Below are 24,162 nucleotides of genomic sequence, written 5' to 3'. Positions count from 1 at the left end.
AATTGATATTATTTGATTTTGTTTTCGAGCTTTTTAATGCAGAAATAAAATTTTTTTGATATTAATATAGGAGCAAAATTTTAAAAGTTTTTTTACCATTTATTTTTTCTTTTTTGAGTAGTTAGAGTGTAACTATTCACGGGGAACCCTTATTCAAAATTTTAAAAAAACCGCCGAAACCCCAATAAAACGGTCAATTTTTTACCCGACAATTCTACATTAACAAACATATTTTTTAATTTAAAACATTAAGCAGATGAGAACTGGAATAACATTTAGTGCTTTTGATTTGTTACATGCAGGGCACGTTAAAATGCTTGAAGAAGCAAAACAACATTGTGATTATTTAATTGTTGGTCTACAAACAGATCCAACATTAGATCGCCCGACAAAAAATAAACCAACACAAACTGTAGTAGAGCGTTACATACAGTTAAAAGCGTGTAAGTTTGTTGATGAAATTGTTCCGTACGCTACAGAACAAGACTTAGAAGACATTCTAAAATCTTTTACTCTCGATGTGCGCATTGTAGGTGACGAATACAAAGACAGAGACTTTACCGGAAGGACCTATTGTGAAGAAAAAGGAATCGAATTGTATTTTAATACCAGAGACCACCGTTTTTCGAGCACTAACCTTCGTAATGAAGTGTATCAAAAAGAAATTTTAATGCACTCTAATGGCAATTAGTTCTGTAACACATGTTGTTTTAACTGGCGGAATTGGCAGCAGGTTGTGGCCTCTTTCCAGAAAAACACTGCCTAAACAATATCTGGAACTTTTTGACGGTGAGTCGCTTTTCGAAAAAACGGTGGCCCGCAATCAAAATGTTTCAAACAAAATGATAGTAGTAGGAAATATTGAAAATTACAAAATGAGTAATCTCATTATGTCCAAATTCAATAAACCTTTTACTCATATTATAGAGGCAGTTCCCCGAAACACAGCTGCGGCAATTGCGTTTGCAGCTTTTGCATCAAAGCCAGAAGATGTTTTATTGATTACACCATCGGATCATATTATAGATGGCGAAGATTCATATCCAGCTGCTTTGCAACAAGCAATTGCATTAGCCAATCAGGATTATCTAGTAACCTTTGGAATAAAACCAGCAAAACCAGAAACGGGCTACGGCTATATCGAATTTGAAGGTGAAAATGTAATTGCATTTCATGAAAAACCAAATTTAGAAACAGCAAAAATGTATCTGAAAAACGGAAATTATTTCTGGAATAGCGGTCTTTTTTGTTTTAAAGCTGGAAAGTTTTTAAGCGAACTTGAAAAGCAGGAACCAGAAGTTTATTGGGCATCAAAAGCAGTTTGGGAATCTAATAAAGATGGTTTTTTAGATTATGAATTATCACTTACTATTCCCTCCATAAGCATTGATTATGCCGTTATGGAGCGAAGTAAGGATATAAAAGTGGTTCCAGCCCAGTTTGAATGGTCAGATTTGGGTTCTTTTGAATCGGTTTATGATTATTTGGTTGAGAAAGACCATCCAATAGATGTCAACAGAAATATTGTAATAGGAACTTCAATGCATACCACTTTTATTGGGGTTAAAAATTGCATTTTGATTTATACTGCCGATGCTCTAATGGTTTTGCAAAAAGAAAATTCGCAGGAAGTAAAACAAGTCTACCAGCAATTAGAATCAATTGCTTCTCCATTATTATAAAATAAAACTCTTAAAAGAATCAATAAAAAAGAGCCTGATATGATTGATAAAAATGCTGCAATATATATTGCTGGACATAAGGGAATGGTAGGAAGTGCCATTTGGAGAACCTTGACTGCAAAAGGTTATCATAATCTTATTGGAGCTTCCAGTACAGAAGTGGATTTAAGAGAACAAGAATCAGTTCGTGATTTTCTAGGAGAAATTAAACTTGACGTTATTATTGATGCCGCTGCAAAAGTGGGCGGAATTTTGGCTAATAATGATTATCCATATCAGTTTTTAATGGAAAACATGCAAATTCAAAATAACTTGATTAGCGAAGCGCATAATTTAGGCGTAAGCAAATTTATCTTTTTAGGAAGTTCATGTATTTATCCAAAATTAGCGATGCAGCCATTAAAAGAAGAATATCTGCTAACATCATCTTTAGAAAGTACCAACGAATGGTATGCTTTGGCTAAAATTACTGGCGTAAAATTATGCCAAGCAATACGCAAGCAGTTTAAAAAAGATTTTGTCAGTTTGATGCCGACAAACTTATACGGCATTCACGACAATTTTGATTTGAACAGCTCTCACGTTCTGCCAGCTATGATTCGCAAATTTCATGAAGCTAAAGAAAATAATAATGCTTCTGTAATACTTTGGGGAACTGGTAAACCCATGCGCGAATTTCTGTTTGTAGATGATATGGCAGAAGCCGTAGTTTTTGCTGTAGAAAATCAGCTTCCAGGATATTTGTACAACGTAGGAACAGGAGAAGATTTAACTATTAAAGATCTGGCTGTTACGATACAAAAGATTGTGGGTCATACCGGAGATATTATTTGGGATGAAAGCAAACCTGACGGCACTCCGCGAAAATTAATGGATGTTTCTAAAATGCATAATATTGGCTGGAAACACCAAGTGAACTTAGAAGAAGGAATCCAAAAAACCTACAATTGGTTTCTAGAAAACATTGAAAACTTAAAAGAAAAGATTTACTAATCAGTCCATTCTTTTAATCTGGAAATCTCTCCCCAAAAACTTTACAAATAAGACTTTATCAAACATTGCAACATTGCAGCATAATGCCTTTGTGCCTTATAATTACATTATGAATCTATTAAAAAAAACAGCCTTCATTACAGGAGTGACAGGACAAGACGGAGCCTATTTAAGTGAATTTTTATTAGAAAAAGGCTATATAGTACACGGATTAAAAAGACGTTCGTCTTCATTTAATACCGATCGAATTGACCATTTATACCAAGATCCTCATATAGAAAACAGAAATTTTATTCTGCATTATGGAGATATGACCGACAGTACAAATTTGACGCGTTTGATTCAGGAAATTCAACCTGATGAAATCTATAATTTGGCTGCTATGAGTCATGTGGCAGTTTCTTTTGAAACTCCTGAATATACAGGAAATGTTGATGCCTTGGGAACTCTGCGACTTTTGGATGCCGTTCGTTTGCTGGGATTAGAAAACAAAACTCGAATCTATCAAGCTTCAACTTCGGAGTTGTATGGAAAAGTACAAGAAGTACCACAGTCAGAAACAACGCCTTTTTATCCAAGATCACCTTATGCAGTAGCCAAAATGTACGCTTACTGGATCACGGTAAATTACAGAGAAGCTTACGGAATGTACGCCTGCAATGGTATTTTGTTCAATCATGAATCTCCTATTCGTGGAGAAACTTTTGTAACACGTAAAATTACCAGAGCAACTTCAAGAATTGCGTTGGGATTGCAGGATAAACTTTATTTAGGAAATCTTGATGCTCAAAGAGATTGGGGACATGCCAAAGATTATGTGCGAATGATGTGGATGATTTTGCAGGCAGAAGAAGCTGAAGACTGGGTAATTGCTACAGGAAAAACTACCCCTGTTCGCGAATTTGTCCGAATGAGTTTTGCTGAAGTAGGTATTGAATTAGAGTTTAGAGGCAGAGGTATAGATGAAAAAGGATATATAGCTTCTTGCAGTAATCCAGATTATCAGCTTCCAATTGGGAAAGAAGTATTGGCAGTAGATCCAGAATATTTTAGACCAACAGAAGTAGATTTACTAATAGGCGATCCTACAAAAGCTAAAAAGAAACTAGGCTGGGAATGCCAATATGAGTTATCTGAATTAGTACAGGAAATGATGCAGTCTGATATAAAATTAATGAGAAAAGAGCAGCTTTTAAAAGAATGCGGTTTTTCGATAATGAATTATTTCGAATAACTAATTAGTTTCCAAAAACGAAAATTATTCGCCTCCCAAAAAAGATATTTAAATGAAAATCAAAAATATTTGCTGCTTAGGTGCTGGTTATGTAGGTGGTCCCACAATGTCTGTTATCGCATTGAAGTGTCCAGAAATTAAAGTAACTGTTGTCGATTTAAATAAAAGCCGTATTGCGGCATGGAATGATGAAAATTTAGACAATCTTCCTGTGTATGAACCTGGACTTGCAGATGTTGTTCGTGAAGCGAGAGGACGTAATTTGTTTTTTTCTACAGAAGTAGACAGCGCCATCGAAGCTGCCGATATGATTTTTATAGCTGTAAACACACCAACAAAAAATTATGGAGAAGGTAAAGGAATGGCAGCTGACTTAAAATTTGTTGAGTTATGCGCCAGACAAATAGCCAGAATAGCGAAGAACGATAAAATTATAGTCGAAAAATCGACACTTCCGGTTAGAACAGCAGAGACTTTGCAGACTATTCTAGATCATACTGGAAACGGATTTAAATTTGAAGTTCTTTCTAATCCTGAGTTTTTGGCAGAAGGAACAGCAATCAATGATTTATTAAATGCCGACCGTGTTTTAATTGGTGGAAACCAAACAGACAGCGGTCAAAAAGCTATTCAATCTTTAGTCGATATTTATGCACATTGGCTGTCTTCAGAACAGATTTTAACTACGAATGTTTGGTCTTCAGAATTATCAAAATTAACGGCCAATGCATTTTTAGCACAGAGAATTTCTTCTATTAATGCCTTGTCTGCTTTATGCGAAGTTACAGAAGCAGATGTTGATGAGGTTGCATCTGCAATTGGAACTGACAGTAGAATTGGTTCTAAATTTCTTAAAGCTTCCGTAGGTTTTGGAGGATCTTGTTTTCAAAAAGATATTTTAAACTTAGTCTATTTGTGCCGCTATTTTAATTTGCCAGAAGTTGCCAATTATTGGGAGCAGATAATTATCCTAAATGATTACCAAAAATATCGTTTTGCAAAAAAAATTATTACCTCTCTTTTTAATACAGTCAGCGGTAAAAAAATAACATTTTTAGGTTGGGCATTTAAAAAAGATACCAATGATACTCGTGAGTCGGCGGCGATCTATGTAGCGGAACATCTTATTGAAGATGGAGCAGAAATTCATGTGTATGATCCTAAAGTTTCTGAAGCAAAAGTCAAAGACGATATGCGCTATTTATGGGAATTAAAAGGACTCACAGAACAAAAAATCGATTTAAAACTCAAACAGATTTTTGTTTACCAATCACCAATTGAAGCGCTCCATAAGGCGCATGCAGTTGCTGTTTTAACCGAGTGGGATGAATTTAAAACCTACGATTGGAATTCGATTTACATCAATATGTACAAACCTGCTTTTGTATTTGACGGGCGTAACATTTTGGATGCAGAAAAATTAGCCGCAATTGGTTTTCAGATTAAAGGAATTGGGAAAGGTTAAACTTATCAATTGTAAAAAAGAATCTATTTTTTAATCTTTTTATTTCTATTTCTTGAAAAATATTTTGATAAAGCTCAAACAACACCCTAAGTATGATACTGTTATCAATTGGGGAAAATTAATTTCAATTACAGGAAGTGCGCAGATTCTGATACAGGCTTTAGGATTTGCTTCTGGAATTTTAATAATTCGATTGTTGTCTGTTCAGGAATATGCTTTTTATACTTTGGCCAATACCATGCTCGGGACAATGACTGTTCTTGCTGATGGAGGAATAATTACCGGAGTAATGGCACAGGGCGGAAAAGTGTGGGAGAATAAAGAAAAAATGGGTGCCGTTTTAGCAACAGGTTTAGATTTAAGGAAAAAATTTGCAGTAGCAAGCTTATTAGTTTCCGTACCAATCTTATTTTATTTATTACTGCACAATGGAGCCAGCTGGATTGCAGCAATTTTCATTGTAATAGCTTTGATTCCTGCTTTTTATGCAGCTTTGTCCGACTCGTTATTAGAAATTATTCCGAAATTGAATCAGACGATTTTGCCTTTGCAGAAAAATCAAGTCGGCGTGGGAATTGTGAGGTTAATACTTTCGGCATTAACCATGTTTATTTTTCCATTTTCTTTTGTAGCCATTTTGGCGGCAGGAATACCTAGAATCTGGGGAAATATTGGTTTACGAAAAATAGTGTACAGCATGGCAGCTAAAGATCAGCAGCCTGATGCAAAAGTTAAAAAGGAAATATTAAGTTTAGTTAAACGCATTTTACCAACTTCAATTTATTACTGTCTTTCGGGTCAGATTACAATTTGGCTGATTTCAGTTTTTGGTAACACAACTTCATTGGCACAATTGGGAGCCTTAGGCAGATTGAGCGTAATGCTAACAATTTTTAATGTAATTATTGCAACATTAATAGTGCCGCGATTTGCCAAATTGGCGACGCAAAAATACCTTTTATTGACACGTTTTTTTCAAATAATGGGATTTTTGGCGGTTTTACTAAGTTTAATTGTGCTGGCGGTTTATTTATTTCCCGCTCCAATTTTATGGCTTCTAGGAGATGCTTATGAAGGATTATCGTTTGAATTATTATTAAGCATTATCAGCAGCTGTATTGGGTTATTCAGCGGAATCGTTTTTAATTTATATAGTTCACGAGGCTGGGCGATGTCGCCAATAGCGGTAATTTTAATCAATTTAATTGCCATTATTGGTTTTGCAAGTCTGCTGGATTTGAGCAATTTGAGAGGAGTTTTATATTTTAATATAGCTTTAGGATTAGTATCCGTTGTCCAAACTGTTCTGTTTTGTTTGTATCATATTCTTCTACTAAAAAATCAAGAATATGAAGATGTCTCATAAGTCATCATTGTAAATAATAAAAGCCTGTAAATGAATTTAGACAGGAGTACTGCACGTTTTATAAAAAAAAGAACATAATAAGATATGATTTCAGCTGTTTGCACCTTATTTGAGGGACATTACCATTATGGAGTTGCTACCCTTTCTAATTCGTTATACATAAAAGGGTTTCGTGGAACTGTTTATGTAGGTTATCGAGGATCATTGCCAGATTGGGTTTCAAAAGACAAAAAAGAACACATTGGTAAATGGAAGGACGCAATTACCGTAAGTCCTGTTGAAGGCATTCAACTCGTTTTTTTGCAGCTCGTTACGAGCTACAGTCTTACGAATTACAAACCAGATTTTATGCTGGAATTATGGGAAGGTCCTGCAAAAGATGCAGATGCGCTATTCTATTTTGATCCAGATATTGTTGTTGTTGATTCGTGGACATGCTTTGAACAATGGGTTCAATGCGGTGTGGCCGTTTGCGAAGACATTAATTCGCCTTTACAGGAATTTCATCCGCGCAGACAAGGATGGAGAGACTATTTTAAAAATTATAATATTGATTTACAGTTTAAAAACCAGATTTATGTAAATGGCGGTTTTGTTGGACTCAGTAAAAAAAATATTTCTTTTTTAAAGTTGTGGATTAAACTTCAAGAGCGAATGGGCGACGCAATAGGCGGACTAGATAAATCGATATTTCTAAATCAGGTGCATAATTCAACCATATTAAGAAGGGAAGGATTTCAGTTTTTTGATAAATCAGATCAAGATGCTTTAAACGCAACTATCGAAGCCTATCATGGTAAGATCAGTTACATTGGAAAAGACGGAATGGGTTTTATTCCCGGAGAAGCAACCATGATTCATGCATTAGGAAGTTCAAAACCTTGGAGAATAAATCACTTTGCAAGATTTTTTAAAGGGAGAATACCAAGAAAAGAAGATGTAGTATACTGGGAATATTCTAAAAGTCCAATTTTAGCGCACTCGAGAAGAGAAATTAGAAAAAAACAAATAGCTATTAAAATCAGCAAGTTCTTAGGGAGGTTTTATAGAGTTTAATCTAAAAAAGGATAATAAATTATGATTCCAAAAACAATTCATATATGCTGGTTTAGCGGAGAAGAATATACTCCATTTATAAAAGAATGTATTGAAACTTGGAAAATTCATTTGCCAGAATTTAATATCCGTTTGTGGGACAAGGATAGTTTTGATTTTGATTCGATACCTTTTGTAAAAGAGGCATTGCTGGCCAAAAAATGGGCTTTCGCGGCAGATTACATTCGTCTATATGCCTTATATACTGAGGGCGGACTATATCTAGATTCAGATGTTCGAATACTTAAACCCTTTAAAGAAGAATGGTTTGATTATGGGTTTTTTAGTGCCCATGAAATACATCCTGGATTGTTTGAAGAAGATGGGGGAATGCAGCGTTTAAATTCTTCCTTCCTGCCTAAAACTGCCGGAAAACCAATAATGGGTTTTGCTATTCAAGGTGCCATTTTTGCTTCAGTACCCAAACATCCTTACATTAAAGATTGTTTAGACCAATACAAGAATCTGCAATTATTTGCTGATGACGGAACCATAGATTTAAAAAAAGTAATAATAGGTTCTGTAATAACCCCAGTCGCCGAAAAATACGGGTATACCTATCAAGACAAAGAACAAATCTTAAAAGAGAATATGCTCATTCTCCCATCCAATATATTAGTAGGAAACTCAATTTATTTAGATAAAGAATCGTACGCTATCCATCTAATTAATGGAAGCTGGAGAGGAAAAAAAGGAATTGAAAAATTTATGCATTTAGTGCGAAATCATTATCCTCGAATATTCCCAGTTGTCAACTTTATTGATAAAGGTTTTAAGAAAACTTCCCGTACCTCCAAACATATAAAAAAAGTATCCTACAACACCATCAAGACATTGATCAAGATTGTTTCCTAACCTATAAGTAAGGAAATTATTAAACCTGATGATTCTATAATTTATAATTAAAATCAAAAAATGGATATTCTCTTCATTTGCGGTTCTGCCGAAATTGGCAATGACGGCGTAGGCGATTATACTCGCCGTTTATGCGGCATGCTGATACGATCTGGCCATCAAGCTCAGATTTTAGCCTTATGCGATCAGCAGATTACTTTTTTTACTACTGAAAATCAAATTGCAGAACAAACTCCAGTTACAGTTCATAGAATTCCTGTAATCGCAGATCATAATGAGCGCTTAGTTTTACTGCAAAGTGTTATAAAAGATTTAGAACCCGATTGGATTTCTTTACAATATGTACCGTACAGTTTTAATCCGAAAGGATTACCATTTTGGCTGCCTTCTTATTTAAAAAAAATAAGAGGAAATCATAAGTGGCATATTATGTTTCATGAGTTGTGGTTAGGAATAGATTCAGAATCTTCAATCAGGCACAAAGTTATTGGCAAATTGCAACAGGTAATAGCCAAGAAAATAGTTCATAATACTAAAACGCATTCGATTAATACCCAAAATAAATTATACCAATTCTTTCTTCAATCACAAAATATTACAGCAGAAGTACTGCCAATTTGCGGCAACATACCGCTGACAGCTGTGAAAAAAGAAACGCAGGAATTTACACAGTTTGTTTTGTTTGGTACAATTCATAACGGAGCTCCTTTTAAAGATTTTGTTGATGATTTGATGAAAACTTCAAATACATTTAGTAAGCCTCTAAAATTTGTTTTTATTGGGAACAATGGTCCTCAGCTAACGAACTGCACCCAGATATTAGAAAATTATAATATAGAGTATGAAGTTCTAGGAATACAAGCTGAAAATGTAATATCGCAAGTACTCTTAGACAGTGATTTTGGAATTTCGACAACACCTTATTTCCAGACAGAAAAAAGCGGCGTTTATGCAGCCTACAAAGAACATCAAATAAATACGATTTGTGTTTCTAGAAACTGGACACCAACTCAAGGACAATATACTATACCGCAAATCATTAAGTACGAAAAAAATAATTTGAATATAGTTCCAATGAATCTTGAGGTTTCTGATTTAAACGGCATGGCATCACAATTTATTAATTCAATTTCTATATCATGAAAGTGCTGGTCTCACATCCGACCTTAAATGCAAATTCAAAAAATTTGATCAATGGGTTATTAAAAGAGCAGCAGCTTTTTAAATTATTTACCTCAATTGCAATATTTCCGGGTCAATTATTATATAAGTTAGGCAATAATCCGAAGTTAAAAGATTTAAAAAGAAGAAGTTTAGATACAGCCTGGCAGCCTTATACACGTTCAAAATCTTTTTTTGAGTTTGGACGTCTGCTGACTTCAAAATTCAAATTAGACTTTTTAATCACACACGAAAAGGGTTTTTTCTGTATTGACAGAATATATCAAAAACACGATAATTGGGTAGCCAATACTTTAGCGAAAGCCAAAAAACAAGGATTATCTGGCGTTTATGCCTATGAAGATGGTGCGCTGTCAACTTTTATAGAAGCAAAACAATTAGGACTTTATTGTATTTACGACTTGCCTATTGGCTATTGGAAAAGTTCTCGATCATTAATGCAAAAAGAATTTATTATCAATCCTGACTGGTCAAGTACACTTACTGGTTTTAATGATTCTCCAAAAAAGTTAAATAAAAAAGATCAAGAACTGGCTTTGGCAGATATCATTTTTGTAGCCAGCAGTTTTACCAAAAAAACACTTGAAGAATATTCTGGAGACTTAGCAGAAATAAAAGTGATTCCGTATGGATTTCCAGAAGTTACAGCAGAAAAGAAATATCCGCCGCTTGTTAATAGAAAGCTTAAAGTTTTGTTTATAGGCGGCTTATCACAGCGAAAAGGACTTTCTTATTTGTTTGAAGCTGTTGAAGGACTGCAGGACAAAGTAGAGTTGACAATTGTAGGACAAAAAGCCGTACCCAATTGTGCTTCACTAAACCGTGCATTAGAAAAACACAAATGGATTCCGTCCTTATCTCATGATCAAGTGCTGGCCTGTATGAGAGAACACGATGTATTTGTATTTCCTTCTCTTTTTGAAGGTTTTGGATTAGTAATTACAGAAGCAATGTCGCAGGGAATCCCAGTAATTACAACCGATCGTACAGCAGGCCCAGATTTAATAAAAGACGGCGAAGACGGCTGGATTGTACCAGCAGGTTCGTCAAAAGCATTGAAAGAAGTAATTACAAAAATACTTGAGAAACCTGAATTGGTAGAAAAATTTGGGCTTGCAGCACAAAATAAAGCGAAGACCAGACCTTGGTCGGTATATGGAAAAGAAATGGCAGATGCACTTTCTTCTTTGAGTTTTATAAAAAATTGGGATAAATGGATATAACAAACGAAATAGCGGCACCAAATTACAAATCCATAAAAATAGCGATATGGCTTTATTTTTTACTATGGATTTTTGAAGGTGCTTTGCGCAAATGGATTTTACCAAGTTTGGCGACGCCTTTATTAGTAGTGCGTGATCCAATTGCGGTTTACATTATTCTGCGGGCTTTTTATCTGCATGTAAAATTTGTAAACGGTTATGTGGTTTTAAGCAGCATTTTTACGCTTTTAGGATTGGCGGTAACATTGACTTTTGGACATGAAAATCTTTTCGTAGGACTTTATGGAGCAAGGATTATGCTGCTTCATTTTCCTTTGATTTTTATAATTGGAGAAGTTTTTAAAAAAGAAGACATATTGAAATTTGGACGTGTGATGCTGGCAATAAATATTCTGGTAACCTTAATCGTTTATTTTCAATTTATAAGTCCGCAGACTGCATTTATTAATATTGGAGTTGGAGGAGAAGGAAGTGCAGGTTTTTCTGGTTCGATGGGATATTTTCGTCCATCAGGAACATTTTCTTTTACAACGGGATTATCGGCTTACTACATTTTAGTTTCTGTTTTTGTCTTTTATTTTTGGATGTCTAAAGAAGCTTGTTCTAAGATTCTGCTTATTTCCAGCACCATCGCCTTGCTGATTGCTTTGCCTCTTACAGTAAGCAGAACTTCGGTTGGAGGCGTAATCTTAGTAGGCTTATTTACTTTTTTAGGTTCCTCTACAAGTGTTAAATCGATAATTAGACTGGCATTTACTGTTGTAGTAATCTTTGTTTTATTTACAGTTTTACAAAAAACGACAACAATTTTTAGTTTAGGAACAGAAGTTTTTATGAGCCGTGTCGAAACCGCAAATACTCAGGGCGGCGGTATGAAAGATTCATTTTTTACCAGAGCGATATCAGGATTTACCGAGCCCATAGTTTCATTATTAAAAGCACCTTTATTTGTGGGCAATCTCGGAATGGGAACCAATGCTGGTGCACAAATGTTAGTAGGGAAAAGAGATTTCTTAGTTTCTGAAGGAGAATTGAATCGAGTCGGAGGAGAACAAGGACTGATTCTGGGCGGCGGCCTTATTGTTTTAAGATTGGTTTTAGCAATCAGTCTGTTTTTAAAATCAATTAAATTACCAAGTGCATACAAATTACTGCCGGTAACATTTTGCGGAACGGCTTTATTTATGATTACTCAAGGCCAATGGGCACAGCCAAGTATGCTGGGCTGCGCGGTAGTTGCTACTGGTTTATTAGTAGCAAGTATAAATATCAAACCGAAAACCGAATAAATGAAAATTGTTCTTTTTGCACATCCTTCTTTTTTAGATCACCAAAGCATGCCCCGTTATGCTAATATGCTGTTCAACGGAATGACAGAAAGAGACCATGAAGTAGAAATTTGGAGTCCGAAAGCTCGATTTTACAAACTTCCAAGTTCTAAGTCTTTAAAAAAGTGGTTAGGGTATGTAGACCAATACATTATTTTTCCGCTAGAAGTAAGGTTTAAACTGCTGGGAGCTTCAAAAGATACTCTTTTTGTATTTACAGATCAGGCTTTAGGACCTTGGGTTCCTTTGGTAAAAAATAAAAAACATGTAGTGCACTGTCATGATTTTTTAGCCTTGAAATCGGCTTTAGGGAATATTCCTGAAAATCCAACATCATTTTCAGGTAAGAAATATCAAAATTACATTCGAAATGGCTTTTCAAAAGGGAAAAATTTTATTTCAATTTCAAAAAAAACACAAGAAGATCTGCACGAGTTACATCAAGGCAAAATTGTGAACTCTGCAGTATGTTACAATGGATTAAATCGTGCATTTCATCCGTTATCTCCAATTGAATCCCGCAATTTATTGAAAGCTAAATTAAATATAGAATTGACAAATGGATATATTATGCATATTGGTGGAAATCAATATTATAAAAACAGAAAAGGCGTAATAGAAATATATGATTTCTGGCGCGGAATAAGTAAAAAAAAGATTCCGCTGCTTTTAATAGGCTCAGAACCTTCAGAGGAATTGTCTGATTTACATCAAAAATCACCTTATAAAGAAGATATTCATTTTGTTAGTAATTTATCTGATGAATATATTAACAATGCATATTCTGGGGCTGTTTGTCTTTTGTTTCCTTCTCTAGACGAAGGTTTTGGATGGCCTATAATCGAAGCAATGGCTTCGGGTTGTCCAGTCATAACCACTAACAGATCTCCTATGAACGAAGTGGGCGGACCAGCAGCTTTTTATATTGACAAAAGACCTAATGATGAATTGCATTTAAAAAAATGGAAAGAAGATTCGGCAAAAATTTTAGAAAGACTGATTACTCTGGATACACTTCAAATGAAGGAATTGATGGAGAAATCATTAAAACAATCTCAAAAATTTACCACCGAACATTCTTTAAATGCTATTGAAGTTGTTTATAAAGAAATTAATCAAATTGTATGAAAGTAATTCACTATATAGCCAGTATCGATAAAAGCGGCGGCGGCACTACAGAATATATGCGTTTGTTAAGCAAAGCATTAAAAAACGATACTTCGTTTAGCATCGCTACAGGAATGTCCAAAGATCCTATTTCTATCGAGGGAGTTTCAATTAAATTTTTCAATAACAGTTTATTACGCTGGTTTTCTTTGGCAAATGAGTACCGCATTTTTCTTGAAAATGAAAAACCAGATATTGTACACATCAACGGAATTTGGAGCCCTCAAAACTGGATCTTTCAAAAAACAGCTCAAAAATTGGGAATCAAAGTAATCGTTTCTCCTCATGGAATGCTGGAGCCTTGGATTCTGGCTCATAATCCGCTGAAAAAAAGAATAGCTCTTTTTTTATATCAAAAACATGCCATAAATAAATCGGTTTGCCTTCACGCAACCGCTGATATGGAAGCTGAAAATATTAAAGCATTAGGGTTTAAAAATCCAATTCATATTATTCCAAACGGTATTTATTTAAGAGATGTCAAAAAAATCAAGGAAAAATATGGAACCAAAAAGATGATATTCATGTCAAGAATTCATCCTAAAAAAGGTGTAGAATTACTGATAGATGCTTGGAGAACAAGTAATACAGAAGACTGGACGCTAGAAATTGCAGGTACTGGTGAAGAAGAATACGTAACAAACTTAATTAAGAGTGTCGAGGATTTAAAAAATGTCCGTTTTGTAGGGGCAAAATACGGAGAAGACAAATGGGATTTTTTACGATCTGCAGATGTAATGGTTCTTCCAACTCACAGCGAAAATTTCGGAATTGTTGTCGCCGAAGCACTGGCAGTAGCCGTTCCGGTAATAACAACGCATGGTACGCCGTGGGAAGATTTGGAAATACACAAATGCGGGTGGTGGATTGATTTATCGGTTACAAATTTAGAAAAGACTTTGCTTAAAGTTTTTAATTCTTCAAACATGCTGTTAGAAATGATGGGAAAACATGGCAGAGAATTAATAATAGATAAATACGACATAAAAACAGTAGGAAAGAAAATGGTTGAATTATATAAAACTATGTAAGGCAATGAAAATAACAATAGTTCAAGGCGCTTTTTTCCCCGTTCCGCCATTATTGGGCGGTGCTGTAGAAAAAATGTGGTACGGTTTGGCAAAAGAATTTGTTAATCAAGGTCATGAGGTAAATTACATATCAAAATCGTACGAAGGATTTTTAAATGTTGAAAGTGAAGGCGGAATCAATCACGTTAGGGTTAAAGGTTACAAAGTTCCCTCTTCTGGTATTGTTCTTAAAATTTTAGATCTCTTTTACACTTTAAAAGCCGTCCGAAAAATAGCCAATAATACAGACGTTATTATTTCTAATACTTTTTGGCTTCCCATTCTTTTACCATCCAATCAAAAGAAAAAATGTATGATTGATGTATCTAGAATGCCTAAAGGGCAGATGAGATTTTACACCAAAAATTCCAGATTACGCGCAAATTCAACCCCAGTTGCAAAAGCAATAAAAGACGAAATCAAAAAAGAGTATTTTGATAAAGTGGTAATGATACCTAATACACTGCCTTTTAGAAATACAAAAGCTGTTGATTTTTCAAAAAAGGAAAAAATAATACTATACACAGGGCGAATTCATCCTGAAAAAGGTTTAGATATTTTAATTAAATCTTTTGCCTCTTTAGACACTAACGACTGGAGGCTGCTTATTGTAGGACCTTATTCTACAGAAACCGGAGGAGGCGGAGAAGCTTATTTAGAAGAACTAAAACAGCTGGCAAAAGACAGCAATGTGAGATTTCTGGAACCTATTTTTGATATGGAGAAATTAAACGAAATGTACTCCAAAGCTTCCGTATTTGTCTATCCTTCAGTAGCAGAAAAAGGCGAAACATTTGGAGTCTCCCCATTAGAAGCCATGAGCTGGGGCTGTGCAACAATAGTTTCCAATTTAGATTGTTTCAAAGATTTTTTAATTCATAATAAAAACGGTTTGTGTTTCGATCATCGTGTGGAGAAAAGAGTTGAAATTTTGAATCAATACCTTAAAGATTTAATCAATAACCCGTCACAGCTAAATGATTTAGCAAGAGCAGGCTTAAAGGTAAACGAGACTCATTCTAACGAAAAATTAGCCGTTGAGTTCTTAAACGAATTTGAGTCTATGAAAATCAAATAATAACAATAATGGAACAAGAATACTCACAAAATTCGCCTTACGATTCACCATGGTCGGTAACGCAGCGAATTAAAATGATAGTTTGGGAATATGTTTGGTTATTATTTTGTGTCTGGACTCCAAAACCGGCTAATGCCTGGAGATTATTTTGGCTCAAATTATTTGGCTGTAAAATTTACGGAAAACCATTTGTGCACCAAAGAGCGAGAATTCAAATTCCGTGGAATCTAATTCTTCACGATCATGCTTGTCTGGGAGATCGCGCCAACGCCTACACGCTTGGCATTGTAGAAATATTTGAGCACGCCACAGTAGGGCAGGAAGTGTATTTGTGTACTGGAACCCACGCTTTTGATAATCCGTCAATGAATTTGATTACCAAAAAAATAACAATTCATAAAGGAGTTTTTATAGGAGCACGAGCACTTATAATGCCTGGCGTAACAGTTGGCGAAAATGCAATTGTAGGCGCAGGAAGTTTAGTAACCAAAAATGTCGAGAAAAATACTATCGTAGCAGGAAATCCTGCCAAATTAATAAAATCTAGAAGCTTTGAATAAAATTCCAATTTCCGTAATCGTTTCTGTTAAGAACGAAGCTCAAAATTTACCCTCATGTCTGGGCAAATTAAAGCGATTTTCTCAAGTAATTGTAGTAGATTCAGGTAGCACCGATGATACTATAGATATAGCAAAAGCTATGGGAGCCGAAGTATTGCAATTTCAATGGAATGGTAAATTCCCAAAAAAAAGAAATTGGGCACTTCAAAATGCAAACCTTCTCAACGAATGGATTTTGTTTTTAGATGCTGACGAATTTGTAACCGAAGAATTTGTGAACGAAGTAGAAACTAAAACCCAAGATCCTGCTTATAATGGTTTTACCATTCAATTTGAAAACTATTTTATGGGCAGAAAACTGAGATATGGTTATGGATTTAAAAAATCGGCACTTTTTAAAAAATCAAAAGGAGCCTACGAAAAAATCGATGAAGATTTATGGAGCCATTTGGATATGGAAGTGCATGAACATCCTATTATAGAAGGCAAAGTTGGTATTATTGATGCCAAAGTTATCCATAAAGATTTCAAAAATCTAGAACATTACATTGACAAACACAATGCTTACTCGACTTGGGAAGCACAAAGGTATTTACAGCTTAAACAATCTAAGAACACTCTTTTATCCTTAAATCAAAAAATTAAATACGGACTCCTCAATACAGGATTACTTCCTGTTGTTTATTTTTTTGGTGCTTACTTTTTAAAATTAGGTTTTTTAGACGGAAAAGAAGGGTTTTATCTGGCACGTTTTAAGTCACATTACTTTTTTCAAATTCAGACAAAAATTGATTTAATCAAAAATAAATAGAATATATGAAAAGAATACTGATAACTGGAGGAGCTGGATTTGTAGGTTCACATTTATGTAAAAGATTATTGAATGAAGGAAACGAAGTAATTTGCTTGGACAATTATTTTACTGGAGCAAAATCTAACATTATTGAGCTGTTGGATAATCCGTATTTTGAAATGGTGCGACATGATATTACAGAACCGTATTATGCTGAGGTTGATGAAATTTACAATCTTGCCTGTCCTGCATCTCCTGTACATTACCAATACAATCCCATTAAAACCATAAAAACGTCTGTAATGGGAGCAATTAATGTACTTGGATTAGCCAAACGCATTAATGCTAAAGTATTGCAGGCCAGTACAAGTGAAGTATATGGAGATCCGCTTGTGCATCCTCAAACCGAAAATTATTGGGGACATGTCAACCCAATTGGGATTCGTTCCTGCTATGACGAAGGAAAACGCTGCGCCGAAACCTTATTTATGGATTATCACAATCAAAATAAAGTAGCGATTAAAATTATTCGAATTTTTAATACCTACGGACCCAATATGAATCCTGCAGATGGGAGAGTGGTTTCCAATTTTATTGTACAAGCATTACAGGGAAAAGACATTACAATTTTTGGAGATGGACTGCAAACCCGCTCTTTTCAATATGTTGATGATTTAGTCGAAGGCATGATTAGAATGATGGGTTCTGCTCCTGAATTTTTAGGACCTGTAAATTTAGGGAACCCAAATGAGTTTACGATGCTGGAACTGGCTCAGGCAATTATTGACTTGACAGATTCTAAATCAAAAATAATTCATCTCGAACTTCCGCAAGACGATCCAAAACAAAGACAGCCGGATATTTCTCTGGCAAAAAATAAACTTAATAATTGGGAACCTAAAATCCAGCTTAGAGAAGGTTTGGTTTCTACAATTAACTATTTTGACAAGCTATTGTTAAATCAACAAACAGCTTCTTCTGTTTTTTACTAAAAACATAAATTATCGCTGCTAATTTCTTCCCTAAATTTCCTGATTAAGGACATATATCTCTCATTTCTAAGACCTAAACTTCATTTTTTTGGGTTTTAACGAGGATTACGGTGCTTCGTCGAGAACTTTTTTTAGTAGTATTCTTTTGTTTTAGCTTTACCTTATAATTATGAAAGATTTTCACCTTAAAATATAATTATTATGAGAATTACCATAATCACAGTTTGTTACAATCGTAAAAATACAATCGAAAAAGCGATTAAAAGTGTATTGTCTCAAAATTATCATGATGTAGAATATATAATCGTTGATGGGAACTCTACAGACGGAACCAAAGAAATTATTTCCTCTTATAGTGATAAAATAACTCAGTTCATTTCTGAACCAGATAAAGGAATGTATGATGCCATAAATAAAGGACTTAAACTGGCAACAGGAGACGTTATTGGATTGATGCATTCTGATGATGAATTTTATGATAAAAAGGCTCTAACCAGAATTGCAGCTCGTTTTGAATATGAACCAAACATCGACGGCGTTTACGGCGATGGAGTTTATGTTTCGAATGATATGCAGGAACGATTAATTAGAGACCGAATAGGAGGTGTTTTCAGTATTAAAAAAGTTAAAGAAGGCTGGCTGCCATTGCATCCTACTGTTTATCTAAAGAAAAGTATAATCGATAAACACGGTTTGTACAATCTGGATTTTAAAATTGCTTCAGATACAGAATTCTTACTTCGCTATTTGTACAAATATAAAATTAAGATGAGTTATATCGATTCTTATATCGTTAAGATGAGAATGGGAGGAATGAGCACTAGTTTTAAACGCGCTTTTGAAGTTTTACAAGAAGATTATAAGATTTATAAATTTCATGGTTTAGCAGCAATTGGAACTGTTTTTTTGAAGAAAACAATCGCTTTAAGGCAGTACATCGTTCATTAACATTGATCCATTTGTTTTAAAAGAAGTGTAAGTCATCAGCAGAATTTTGATTCACGAAATTTAGATTAAGAATACTAATATATAATATGATTAACATGAAAAAGATTTCCTTTTCAATAATTTTATTGCTTTTAATGATGCTTCAGTCTTGTACGACCAAGAAACAAATGTTGTATTTGCAAGATTTAGATAAATATGCAAACACGACGATTAATTATACATCTCCTAAAATTCAGCCAAATGATATTTTAAAAATTGATGTTGGTGATCTAAATCCTTTAGTTGCTGCACCCTTTAATATTAATAACGGAACCAATAATTCGCAGACTTCTGTAGAAATGATGAGGTTATCAGGATATTTGGTTAATCCGCAAGGAACGATTATGATGCCGATTTTAAATGAAGTTAAGGTTGGCGGATTAACTCCAGCCAATGTCGAAGTCAAAATAAAAGAACGTCTGATCAGTGAGAATTATTTGGTAAATCCAACCGTTCAGGTAAGAGTCCTCAATAATAAATTTACCATTTTGGGAGAAGTAAATTCTCCAGGTGTTATAGCTTTTAGCGAAGAATCTATAAGCTTACTTGACGCAATCGGACTGGCAAAAGACTTGACTTATTCGGCAATTCGTACAGATATACAACTAATTAGAGAATCAGAAGGAAAACGTTTGGTATATCATATTGACTTGACAACCGCTTCTTGGATGTCGAATCCAAATTTCAGAATCAGACAAAACGATGTTATTGTTGTAACGCCAAATAAACTAAAAGCAAATAGCGGTGGGGTAATCAAAGATCCATTACAATTAATCGGAATAGTTGCTTCTCTGGCAGCGCTGATTATAGTAATTGCAAAGTAAAATTTACAAGTAAAAAATAGAGTAATAGAATTGCTAATTAATTAAATGGTTATGGATTTTAAAAAAGAATTTTTAAAGTATTTTCAGTATTGGCCTTGGTTTTTACTTAGCTTAATTGTATTTGTAGGTGCTGCTTATATTTTCATAAAAATAACGCCGCCAACATACGAAACTTCGGCTACGATCTTTATTGATAAAAAACAAGAAGACAAAACCAAAATAATTACCATCAGTACAGACAAAAAAAGTAGTGAGGATAATTTAGAAGACGAAATTAGACTGATGACTTCCAATGAGTTTTTGTTGGGTGTAGTAAAGAATTTGAATTTAAATTTCAGCTATTTTGAAAAAGCATATACTGTACAAAATAATTATATAAATGAAGTTCCTTTTGTTTTGATTCCAACAGTTTCTAGAGATTCACTGCCACAAGTTACCTATGAAATTAAAATAGACAAAGAAGGATTTACGGTAACAGATCCAGCTGCAGAAAAAAGTTTCAGAATTAAAGGATATCAAAGCAATGAACCAGTGTATGGACTGCCATTTAAAATTCAATTATCTGCAAAAGCAAAAAAGAATCCAGCCTATTATTTTGAGAATGATTATAAGGTAAAAATTGAACCGACAGATATAGCTTTAAAAAATCTGAAAGAAGCGCTTATTGTTTTATCTGACGAAAAAGCACAAGGAGTAATAGAATTACAACATACAGGTTCAAGTCCAGATCGTTCCAGAAAAATATTAAACGAGATGATCACGTTGCTGGATAAAAATATTGTCATCAACAAGCAAAAAGTATTTAGTAATACGGTTTCTTATTTAAATCAGAGGATAAAAAATTTCACCAAAGAAAAAGATTCTATAGAAAGTGTAAAAGAAAAATACCTGCAAAATAATGATATCGGGGTAATGGACAATTACATCGTTGAAAAAACAGCCGATAGAAGCCAGACAAAAGAGAGCTCTATGCTCAACGAACGTCAAATAACACTTACCAATTTTGCGATTAACGATATTAAACAATCTGGCGTTGCACAAACTTTGGGTACAGGTTATAATTTAGATTCTCCAGCTGTTAATCAGATGCTTGTAAATTACAATGCAAAACTAATGGACAGCCAGCTGATCTTAGAAAGAGCACAAAAAAATAATCCTGCGTATATTAGTTTAATGACCCAGTTAAAGGTTCAAAAACAAGAAATATTAAATACGCTGGAAGGGTATTTAAACTTTCTAATTCAAAATAGTAGAGCAAATAAATCAGAACAAAGTATTGCCGAAGCAAAAGTAAAAAGCATTCCTACAAAGGATAAAGTATTGGGTAATATCAATAGCAATCTTAATATGAAAGAAGAAACTTATGTGGCATTATTGCAAAAGAAAGAAGAAGCAGTTTTAAACGGCGCAATTTTAGAATCAAACCTAAAAACTTTAAATGCTCCTGAAACCAATTATTCGGCAATTTTTCCGCAGCCAAAAGCATTTATGTTAGGAGCTTTTATGTTTGGTTTACTTATTCCTTTCGGGTTCACATATCTTAGATTATTCTTAGATACCAAAATTCACAACGAAGAGGATATTCAAAAGGTAATTGCCGACATTCCAATTTTGGGACATATTCCTAAAATAAATACAAGCGAAAAACTGGACAACACTGCGACTTCTCGTTCGCTGATTGCAGAAGCATCACGAGCCTTAATGTCAAATATATCCTATCTGCTGCCCAGAAATAAGGAAAGTAAAGGAAATGTAATACTGTTTACATCATCTATTCAGGGAGAAGGAAAATCGTTTTGTGCTTTTCATAATGCCATAACAATTAGTAATCTCAATAAAAAAGTACTGCTTATTGGAGTCGATTTAAGAAATCCTCAATTACACGATTATTTTAGTATCAATAGAAACGTATTAGGACTCTCTAATTTCTTAGCTAATAAAGCAGACGACTGGAAAGAATTTTTGCAGAAAGACAATAATTTTTCTACCAACTTAGACGTCTTGTTTGCAGGAGAAACACCGCCAAATCCTTCTCAATTAATAACCAATTCTAATTTTGATTCCTTGATTGAAGAAGCTAGAAAAATTTATGACTACATCATTCTAGATACGGCTCCTGTGCAAATAGTTTCTGATACACTGAATTTTAGTCATTTGGCAGACGTAACAGTCTTTGTAGTAAAATACGATTATACAGATAAAAGCAATTTAGTCCAGGTAAGTAATTTTATTAAAAAAGAACAATTAAAAAATGTCGGAATTGTTATAAACGGCGTAAACATGAAAACGGCATACGGATACGGTTATGGCGTAAGCTACGGCTACCAGTATCAAGAAGCAAAAGTAAAGAAACCTTGGTATAAAAGAAGTCTTGCTGTAAAAGGCGCTTAAGCAATACAAAGCCATTTACTAAAATTAAATAATATAAAATGTTTCATAAAATAGTTCTATTGCTATTGCTCTTTGTTATTGGTGCCGTTTTTTATTTTTCGTGGCTGTCTGATCCTGGTTTTGGGGGAGAAACCTATCTGCCAAGATGGCTTTTGAACTGGAGTAACCATTATTATAATTTGCGTACTGCTGTTCCTTTTTTAGCTGTAGGTTTCTTGTTGGAAATCTATACGGAACAGAGTGAATATAATAGCAAAAATTTGAATTTCATACAAAATATTGGGATCGCAACAATAATAGTATGTATAGCTGAGGGAGGACAGTTTTTGATCCAGAGAAGAAGCCCCGATTTGATGGATATTTTTTATGGAATCGTTGGAAGTTTAATAGGAGCATTGTGTTACAATTTATTGAAAAAGATAAGAAATGCGAAACAGACATAAATTTACTTTCATAATGTGCTGCGCCATTGTAGATATGATTGCGATGGTTTTAGGGACTATGATATTTTTGAATTTTGCAACTGAAGAAAATATTGGTTGGAATGGATTATTTCTAAATAAAATGATTCCGATTACAATTTTAAGCTGGTTGTTTTCAGTTACTTATTTTCAATTGTATCGAGTAGACGTTCTTTTTAGTTTAGATGAATTTTTTAGAAACAGCTGGCGTGCTTTCTTTACACAAAGAATATTATGGCACAGTTATATTTTCATTTTTCAGGATGACGTTTTGTACTTCTTTGGAAGCAAGGCAAATTTAATACAGTTGAGTTTTTTACTGTCTTACTTTTTGTTTTCCAGAATTTTGTTTACAGTAGTTATCGGAAAAATAAAAGGCTGGGTTTTTAAGCAATATACAGTTGCAATATGGGGCTTTAATAAAACAAGTATCGAATTGGCTTCTCATTTAGAAAACAATTCATTCTTCATAAATTTTGTGGGTATTCTTAACGAAAATTCGTCTGTAGAATACACAAGTAATGAAGATTTTTCCTTGGCACTTTGTGACGCCATTCATAATGCATCTGAAAATAATATAAATGAATTGTACATAGTTACTAAACCTGATTTTATTTCAGATTTGAATTATTTCTTTGAGCTTGGTGACAAGCATTGTATGCGTTTGAAATTTGTACCCGATTTTTCATCAATTTCAAAAAAACACTTTAACTCAACTCATTTAAATAATTTTCATGTTATCAAGCCCCGTTTTGAGCCTTTACAAAATGCTTATAATAGATTAGCAAAAAGAATATTTGATCTAGCTTTCAGTATTTTGGTTATTATTTTCATCTTGTCCTGGCTGTATCCTTTGTTAGCTTTTTTAATTAAAAAACAAAGTAAAGGTCCAGTTTTATTCAAACAAATGCGAACGGGTAAAAAGAACCAGCATTTTTGGTGTTATAAATTCCGAAGCATGTATGTCAATATGGGAGACGAAACCCAGCAGGCACAAAAAGGAGACAGCAGAGTAACGCCAATAGGAAAATTTATCCGCCGTACCAGTTTAGACGAAATGCCGCAGTTCTTTAATGTTTTGATAGGAAATATGAGTGTCGTAGGGCCGCGCCCTCATATGATTAAGCACACATCTGACTATAATGACCATATCAATAATTTTATGGTACGTCATTTTGTTAAACCAGGAATTACAGGTCTGGCCCAAGTTTCGGGCCTTAGAGGCGAAACTAAAAAAGTATCAGATATGAAACGCCGTGTGACAACAGATATTGAATACGTGCAGCGCTGGAGTCTGATTAAGGATATCAAAATTTGCTTTCTAACAGTTATTGTAACCTTAAAAGGAGATAAAAATGCTTTTTAAAAATTATAAAATAAATAAACCAAAAAATAAACTAATAAACTTAAATAGAA

At 34.1% G+C, this 24,162-nt stretch carries 22 protein-coding genes; all 22 read left to right on the top strand.

All coding sequences use genetic code 11. The annotated features are described in order from the left end of the window. Positions 1 to 256: 256 nt before the first annotated feature. The gene (locus ASE40_RS08630) at positions 257 to 691 is read left to right on the top strand and encodes an adenylyltransferase/cytidyltransferase family protein (protein ID WP_057116542.1); all 435 of its coding nucleotides are present in this window, start codon (positions 257 to 259) and stop codon (positions 689 to 691) included. Next, positions 681 to 1,682: a mannose-1-phosphate guanylyltransferase gene (locus tag ASE40_RS08625; protein ID WP_057116541.1), complete on the top strand. Its 1,002-nt coding sequence runs from the start codon at positions 681 to 683 to the stop codon at positions 1,680 to 1,682. The genes ASE40_RS08630 and ASE40_RS08625 overlap by 11 nt, the downstream gene beginning before the upstream one ends. A 39-nt stretch (positions 1,683 to 1,721) precedes the next feature. Beyond that, on the top strand, positions 1,722 to 2,675 hold the full coding sequence (locus ASE40_RS08620; RefSeq protein ID WP_057116540.1) for a GDP-L-fucose synthase family protein: 954 nt from the start codon (positions 1,722 to 1,724) through the stop codon (positions 2,673 to 2,675). Between the two features lie 109 nt (positions 2,676 to 2,784). Next, positions 2,785 to 3,909: a GDP-mannose 4,6-dehydratase gene (gene gmd, locus ASE40_RS08615; protein WP_057116538.1), complete on the top strand. Its 1,125-nt coding sequence runs from the start codon at positions 2,785 to 2,787 to the stop codon at positions 3,907 to 3,909. Between the two features lie 52 nt (positions 3,910 to 3,961). Then, entirely contained in the window at positions 3,962 to 5,374 is a 1,413-nt protein-coding gene (locus ASE40_RS08610; RefSeq protein WP_057116536.1) for a UDP-glucose 6-dehydrogenase, read from the top strand. 64 nt (positions 5,375 to 5,438) lie between these two features. Next, complete coding sequence (locus ASE40_RS08605) at positions 5,439 to 6,740, top strand: polysaccharide biosynthesis protein (RefSeq protein WP_198530113.1); 1,302 nt, start codon at positions 5,439 to 5,441, stop codon at positions 6,738 to 6,740. An 84-nt stretch (positions 6,741 to 6,824) separates the two neighbouring features. Further along, positions 6,825 to 7,796, top strand: coding sequence for a hypothetical protein (locus ASE40_RS08600; RefSeq protein WP_057116533.1), 972 nt, complete (start codon positions 6,825 to 6,827; stop codon positions 7,794 to 7,796). Between the two features lie 21 nt (positions 7,797 to 7,817). After that, positions 7,818 to 8,690, top strand: coding sequence for a glycosyltransferase family 32 protein (locus ASE40_RS08595; RefSeq protein WP_057116532.1), 873 nt, complete (start codon positions 7,818 to 7,820; stop codon positions 8,688 to 8,690). A gap of 60 nt (positions 8,691 to 8,750) precedes the next feature. After that, entirely contained in the window at positions 8,751 to 9,833 is a 1,083-nt protein-coding gene (locus tag ASE40_RS08590) for a glycosyltransferase (RefSeq protein WP_057116531.1), read from the top strand. Further along, positions 9,830 to 11,095 carry a glycosyltransferase family 4 protein gene (locus ASE40_RS08585; protein ID WP_057116530.1) on the top strand — a complete coding sequence of 422 codons (1,266 nt, stop codon included), beginning with the start codon at positions 9,830 to 9,832 and terminating at the stop codon, positions 11,093 to 11,095. The genes ASE40_RS08590 and ASE40_RS08585 overlap by 4 nt, the downstream gene beginning before the upstream one ends. After that, positions 11,086 to 12,384 carry a hypothetical protein gene (locus ASE40_RS08580; protein ID WP_057116529.1) on the top strand — a complete coding sequence of 433 codons (1,299 nt, stop codon included), beginning with the start codon at positions 11,086 to 11,088 and terminating at the stop codon, positions 12,382 to 12,384. Before ASE40_RS08585 ends, ASE40_RS08580 begins: the two co-directional genes overlap by 10 nt. Next, complete coding sequence (locus tag ASE40_RS08575) at positions 12,385 to 13,551, top strand: glycosyltransferase family 4 protein (protein ID WP_057116528.1); 1,167 nt, start codon at positions 12,385 to 12,387, stop codon at positions 13,549 to 13,551. Then, positions 13,548 to 14,621, top strand: coding sequence for a glycosyltransferase (locus tag ASE40_RS08570; protein WP_057116527.1), 1,074 nt, complete (start codon positions 13,548 to 13,550; stop codon positions 14,619 to 14,621). Before ASE40_RS08575 ends, ASE40_RS08570 begins: the two co-directional genes overlap by 4 nt. A 4-nt stretch (positions 14,622 to 14,625) precedes the next feature. Further along, positions 14,626 to 15,738 carry a glycosyltransferase family 4 protein gene (locus ASE40_RS08565; protein ID WP_057116526.1) on the top strand — a complete coding sequence of 371 codons (1,113 nt, stop codon included), beginning with the start codon at positions 14,626 to 14,628 and terminating at the stop codon, positions 15,736 to 15,738. 8 nt (positions 15,739 to 15,746) lie between these two features. Beyond that, positions 15,747 to 16,298, top strand: coding sequence for a DapH/DapD/GlmU-related protein (locus ASE40_RS08560; RefSeq protein WP_057116525.1), 552 nt, complete (start codon positions 15,747 to 15,749; stop codon positions 16,296 to 16,298). After that, positions 16,291 to 17,109: a glycosyltransferase family 2 protein gene (locus ASE40_RS08555; protein ID WP_057116524.1), complete on the top strand. Its 819-nt coding sequence runs from the start codon at positions 16,291 to 16,293 to the stop codon at positions 17,107 to 17,109. Before ASE40_RS08560 ends, ASE40_RS08555 begins: the two co-directional genes overlap by 8 nt. 5 nt (positions 17,110 to 17,114) lie before the next feature. Then, the gene (locus ASE40_RS08550; RefSeq protein ID WP_057116523.1) at positions 17,115 to 18,083 is read left to right on the top strand and encodes a UDP-glucuronic acid decarboxylase family protein; all 969 of its coding nucleotides are present in this window, start codon (positions 17,115 to 17,117) and stop codon (positions 18,081 to 18,083) included. A gap of 201 nt (positions 18,084 to 18,284) precedes the next feature. Beyond that, positions 18,285 to 19,031, top strand: a complete 747-nt coding sequence (locus ASE40_RS08545; RefSeq protein WP_057116522.1) for a glycosyltransferase family 2 protein — start codon at positions 18,285 to 18,287, stop codon at positions 19,029 to 19,031. A gap of 95 nt (positions 19,032 to 19,126) precedes the next feature. Then, the gene (locus ASE40_RS08540; protein WP_157848507.1) at positions 19,127 to 19,894 is read left to right on the top strand and encodes a polysaccharide biosynthesis/export family protein; all 768 of its coding nucleotides are present in this window, start codon (positions 19,127 to 19,129) and stop codon (positions 19,892 to 19,894) included. 51 nt (positions 19,895 to 19,945) lie between these two features. Further along, positions 19,946 to 22,285: a GumC family protein gene (locus tag ASE40_RS08535; RefSeq protein WP_057116520.1), complete on the top strand. Its 2,340-nt coding sequence runs from the start codon at positions 19,946 to 19,948 to the stop codon at positions 22,283 to 22,285. A gap of 38 nt (positions 22,286 to 22,323) precedes the next feature. Beyond that, a complete protein-coding gene (locus ASE40_RS08530) occupies positions 22,324 to 22,728 on the top strand; it encodes a VanZ family protein (RefSeq protein WP_057116519.1) in 405 nt (134 codons plus the stop codon). Further along, positions 22,712 to 24,112, top strand: coding sequence for an exopolysaccharide biosynthesis polyprenyl glycosylphosphotransferase (locus ASE40_RS08525; protein WP_082586782.1), 1,401 nt, complete (start codon positions 22,712 to 22,714; stop codon positions 24,110 to 24,112). Before ASE40_RS08530 ends, ASE40_RS08525 begins: the two co-directional genes overlap by 17 nt. The last annotated feature ends 50 nt before the right edge of the window (positions 24,113 to 24,162 follow it).

The sequence above is a fragment of the Flavobacterium sp. Root935 genome (genome assembly GCF_001429295.1).
Lineage (GTDB): Bacteria > Bacteroidota > Bacteroidia > Flavobacteriales > Flavobacteriaceae > Flavobacterium.
This window is presented reverse-complemented; position numbering and strand designations above follow the sequence as displayed.

Bases quoted from the DNA above. Each gene is read 5' to 3' on its own strand.
- gmd (WP_057116538.1), top strand. From the start codon at position 2,785: ATGAATCTATTAAAAAAAACAGCCTTCATTACAGGAGTGACAGGACAA.
- ASE40_RS08550 (WP_057116523.1), top strand. From the start codon at position 17,115: ATGAAAAGAATACTGATAACTGGAGGAGCTGGATTTGTAGGTTCACAT.
- ASE40_RS08525 (WP_082586782.1), top strand. From the start codon at position 22,712: ATGCGAAACAGACATAAATTTACTTTCATAATGTGCTGCGCCATTGTA.
- ASE40_RS08580 (WP_057116529.1), top strand. From the start codon at position 11,086: ATGGATATAACAAACGAAATAGCGGCACCAAATTACAAATCCATAAAA.
- ASE40_RS08530 (WP_057116519.1), top strand. From the start codon at position 22,324: ATGTTTCATAAAATAGTTCTATTGCTATTGCTCTTTGTTATTGGTGCC.
- ASE40_RS08595 (WP_057116532.1), top strand. From the start codon at position 7,818: ATGATTCCAAAAACAATTCATATATGCTGGTTTAGCGGAGAAGAATAT.
- ASE40_RS08540 (WP_157848507.1), top strand. From the start codon at position 19,127: ATGAAAAAGATTTCCTTTTCAATAATTTTATTGCTTTTAATGATGCTT.
- ASE40_RS08590 (WP_057116531.1), top strand. From the start codon at position 8,751: ATGGATATTCTCTTCATTTGCGGTTCTGCCGAAATTGGCAATGACGGC.
- ASE40_RS08620 (WP_057116540.1), top strand. From the start codon at position 1,722: ATGATTGATAAAAATGCTGCAATATATATTGCTGGACATAAGGGAATG.
- ASE40_RS08560 (WP_057116525.1), top strand. From the start codon at position 15,747: ATGGAACAAGAATACTCACAAAATTCGCCTTACGATTCACCATGGTCG.
- ASE40_RS08565 (WP_057116526.1), top strand. From the start codon at position 14,626: ATGAAAATAACAATAGTTCAAGGCGCTTTTTTCCCCGTTCCGCCATTA.
- ASE40_RS08625 (WP_057116541.1), top strand. From the start codon at position 681: ATGGCAATTAGTTCTGTAACACATGTTGTTTTAACTGGCGGAATTGGC.
- ASE40_RS08535 (WP_057116520.1), top strand. From the start codon at position 19,946: ATGGATTTTAAAAAAGAATTTTTAAAGTATTTTCAGTATTGGCCTTGG.
- ASE40_RS08570 (WP_057116527.1), top strand. From the start codon at position 13,548: ATGAAAGTAATTCACTATATAGCCAGTATCGATAAAAGCGGCGGCGGC.
- ASE40_RS08585 (WP_057116530.1), top strand. From the start codon at position 9,830: ATGAAAGTGCTGGTCTCACATCCGACCTTAAATGCAAATTCAAAAAAT.
- ASE40_RS08575 (WP_057116528.1), top strand. From the start codon at position 12,385: ATGAAAATTGTTCTTTTTGCACATCCTTCTTTTTTAGATCACCAAAGC.
- ASE40_RS08610 (WP_057116536.1), top strand. From the start codon at position 3,962: ATGAAAATCAAAAATATTTGCTGCTTAGGTGCTGGTTATGTAGGTGGT.
- ASE40_RS08545 (WP_057116522.1), top strand. From the start codon at position 18,285: ATGAGAATTACCATAATCACAGTTTGTTACAATCGTAAAAATACAATC.
- ASE40_RS08630 (WP_057116542.1), top strand. From the start codon at position 257: ATGAGAACTGGAATAACATTTAGTGCTTTTGATTTGTTACATGCAGGG.
- ASE40_RS08600 (WP_057116533.1), top strand. From the start codon at position 6,825: ATGATTTCAGCTGTTTGCACCTTATTTGAGGGACATTACCATTATGGA.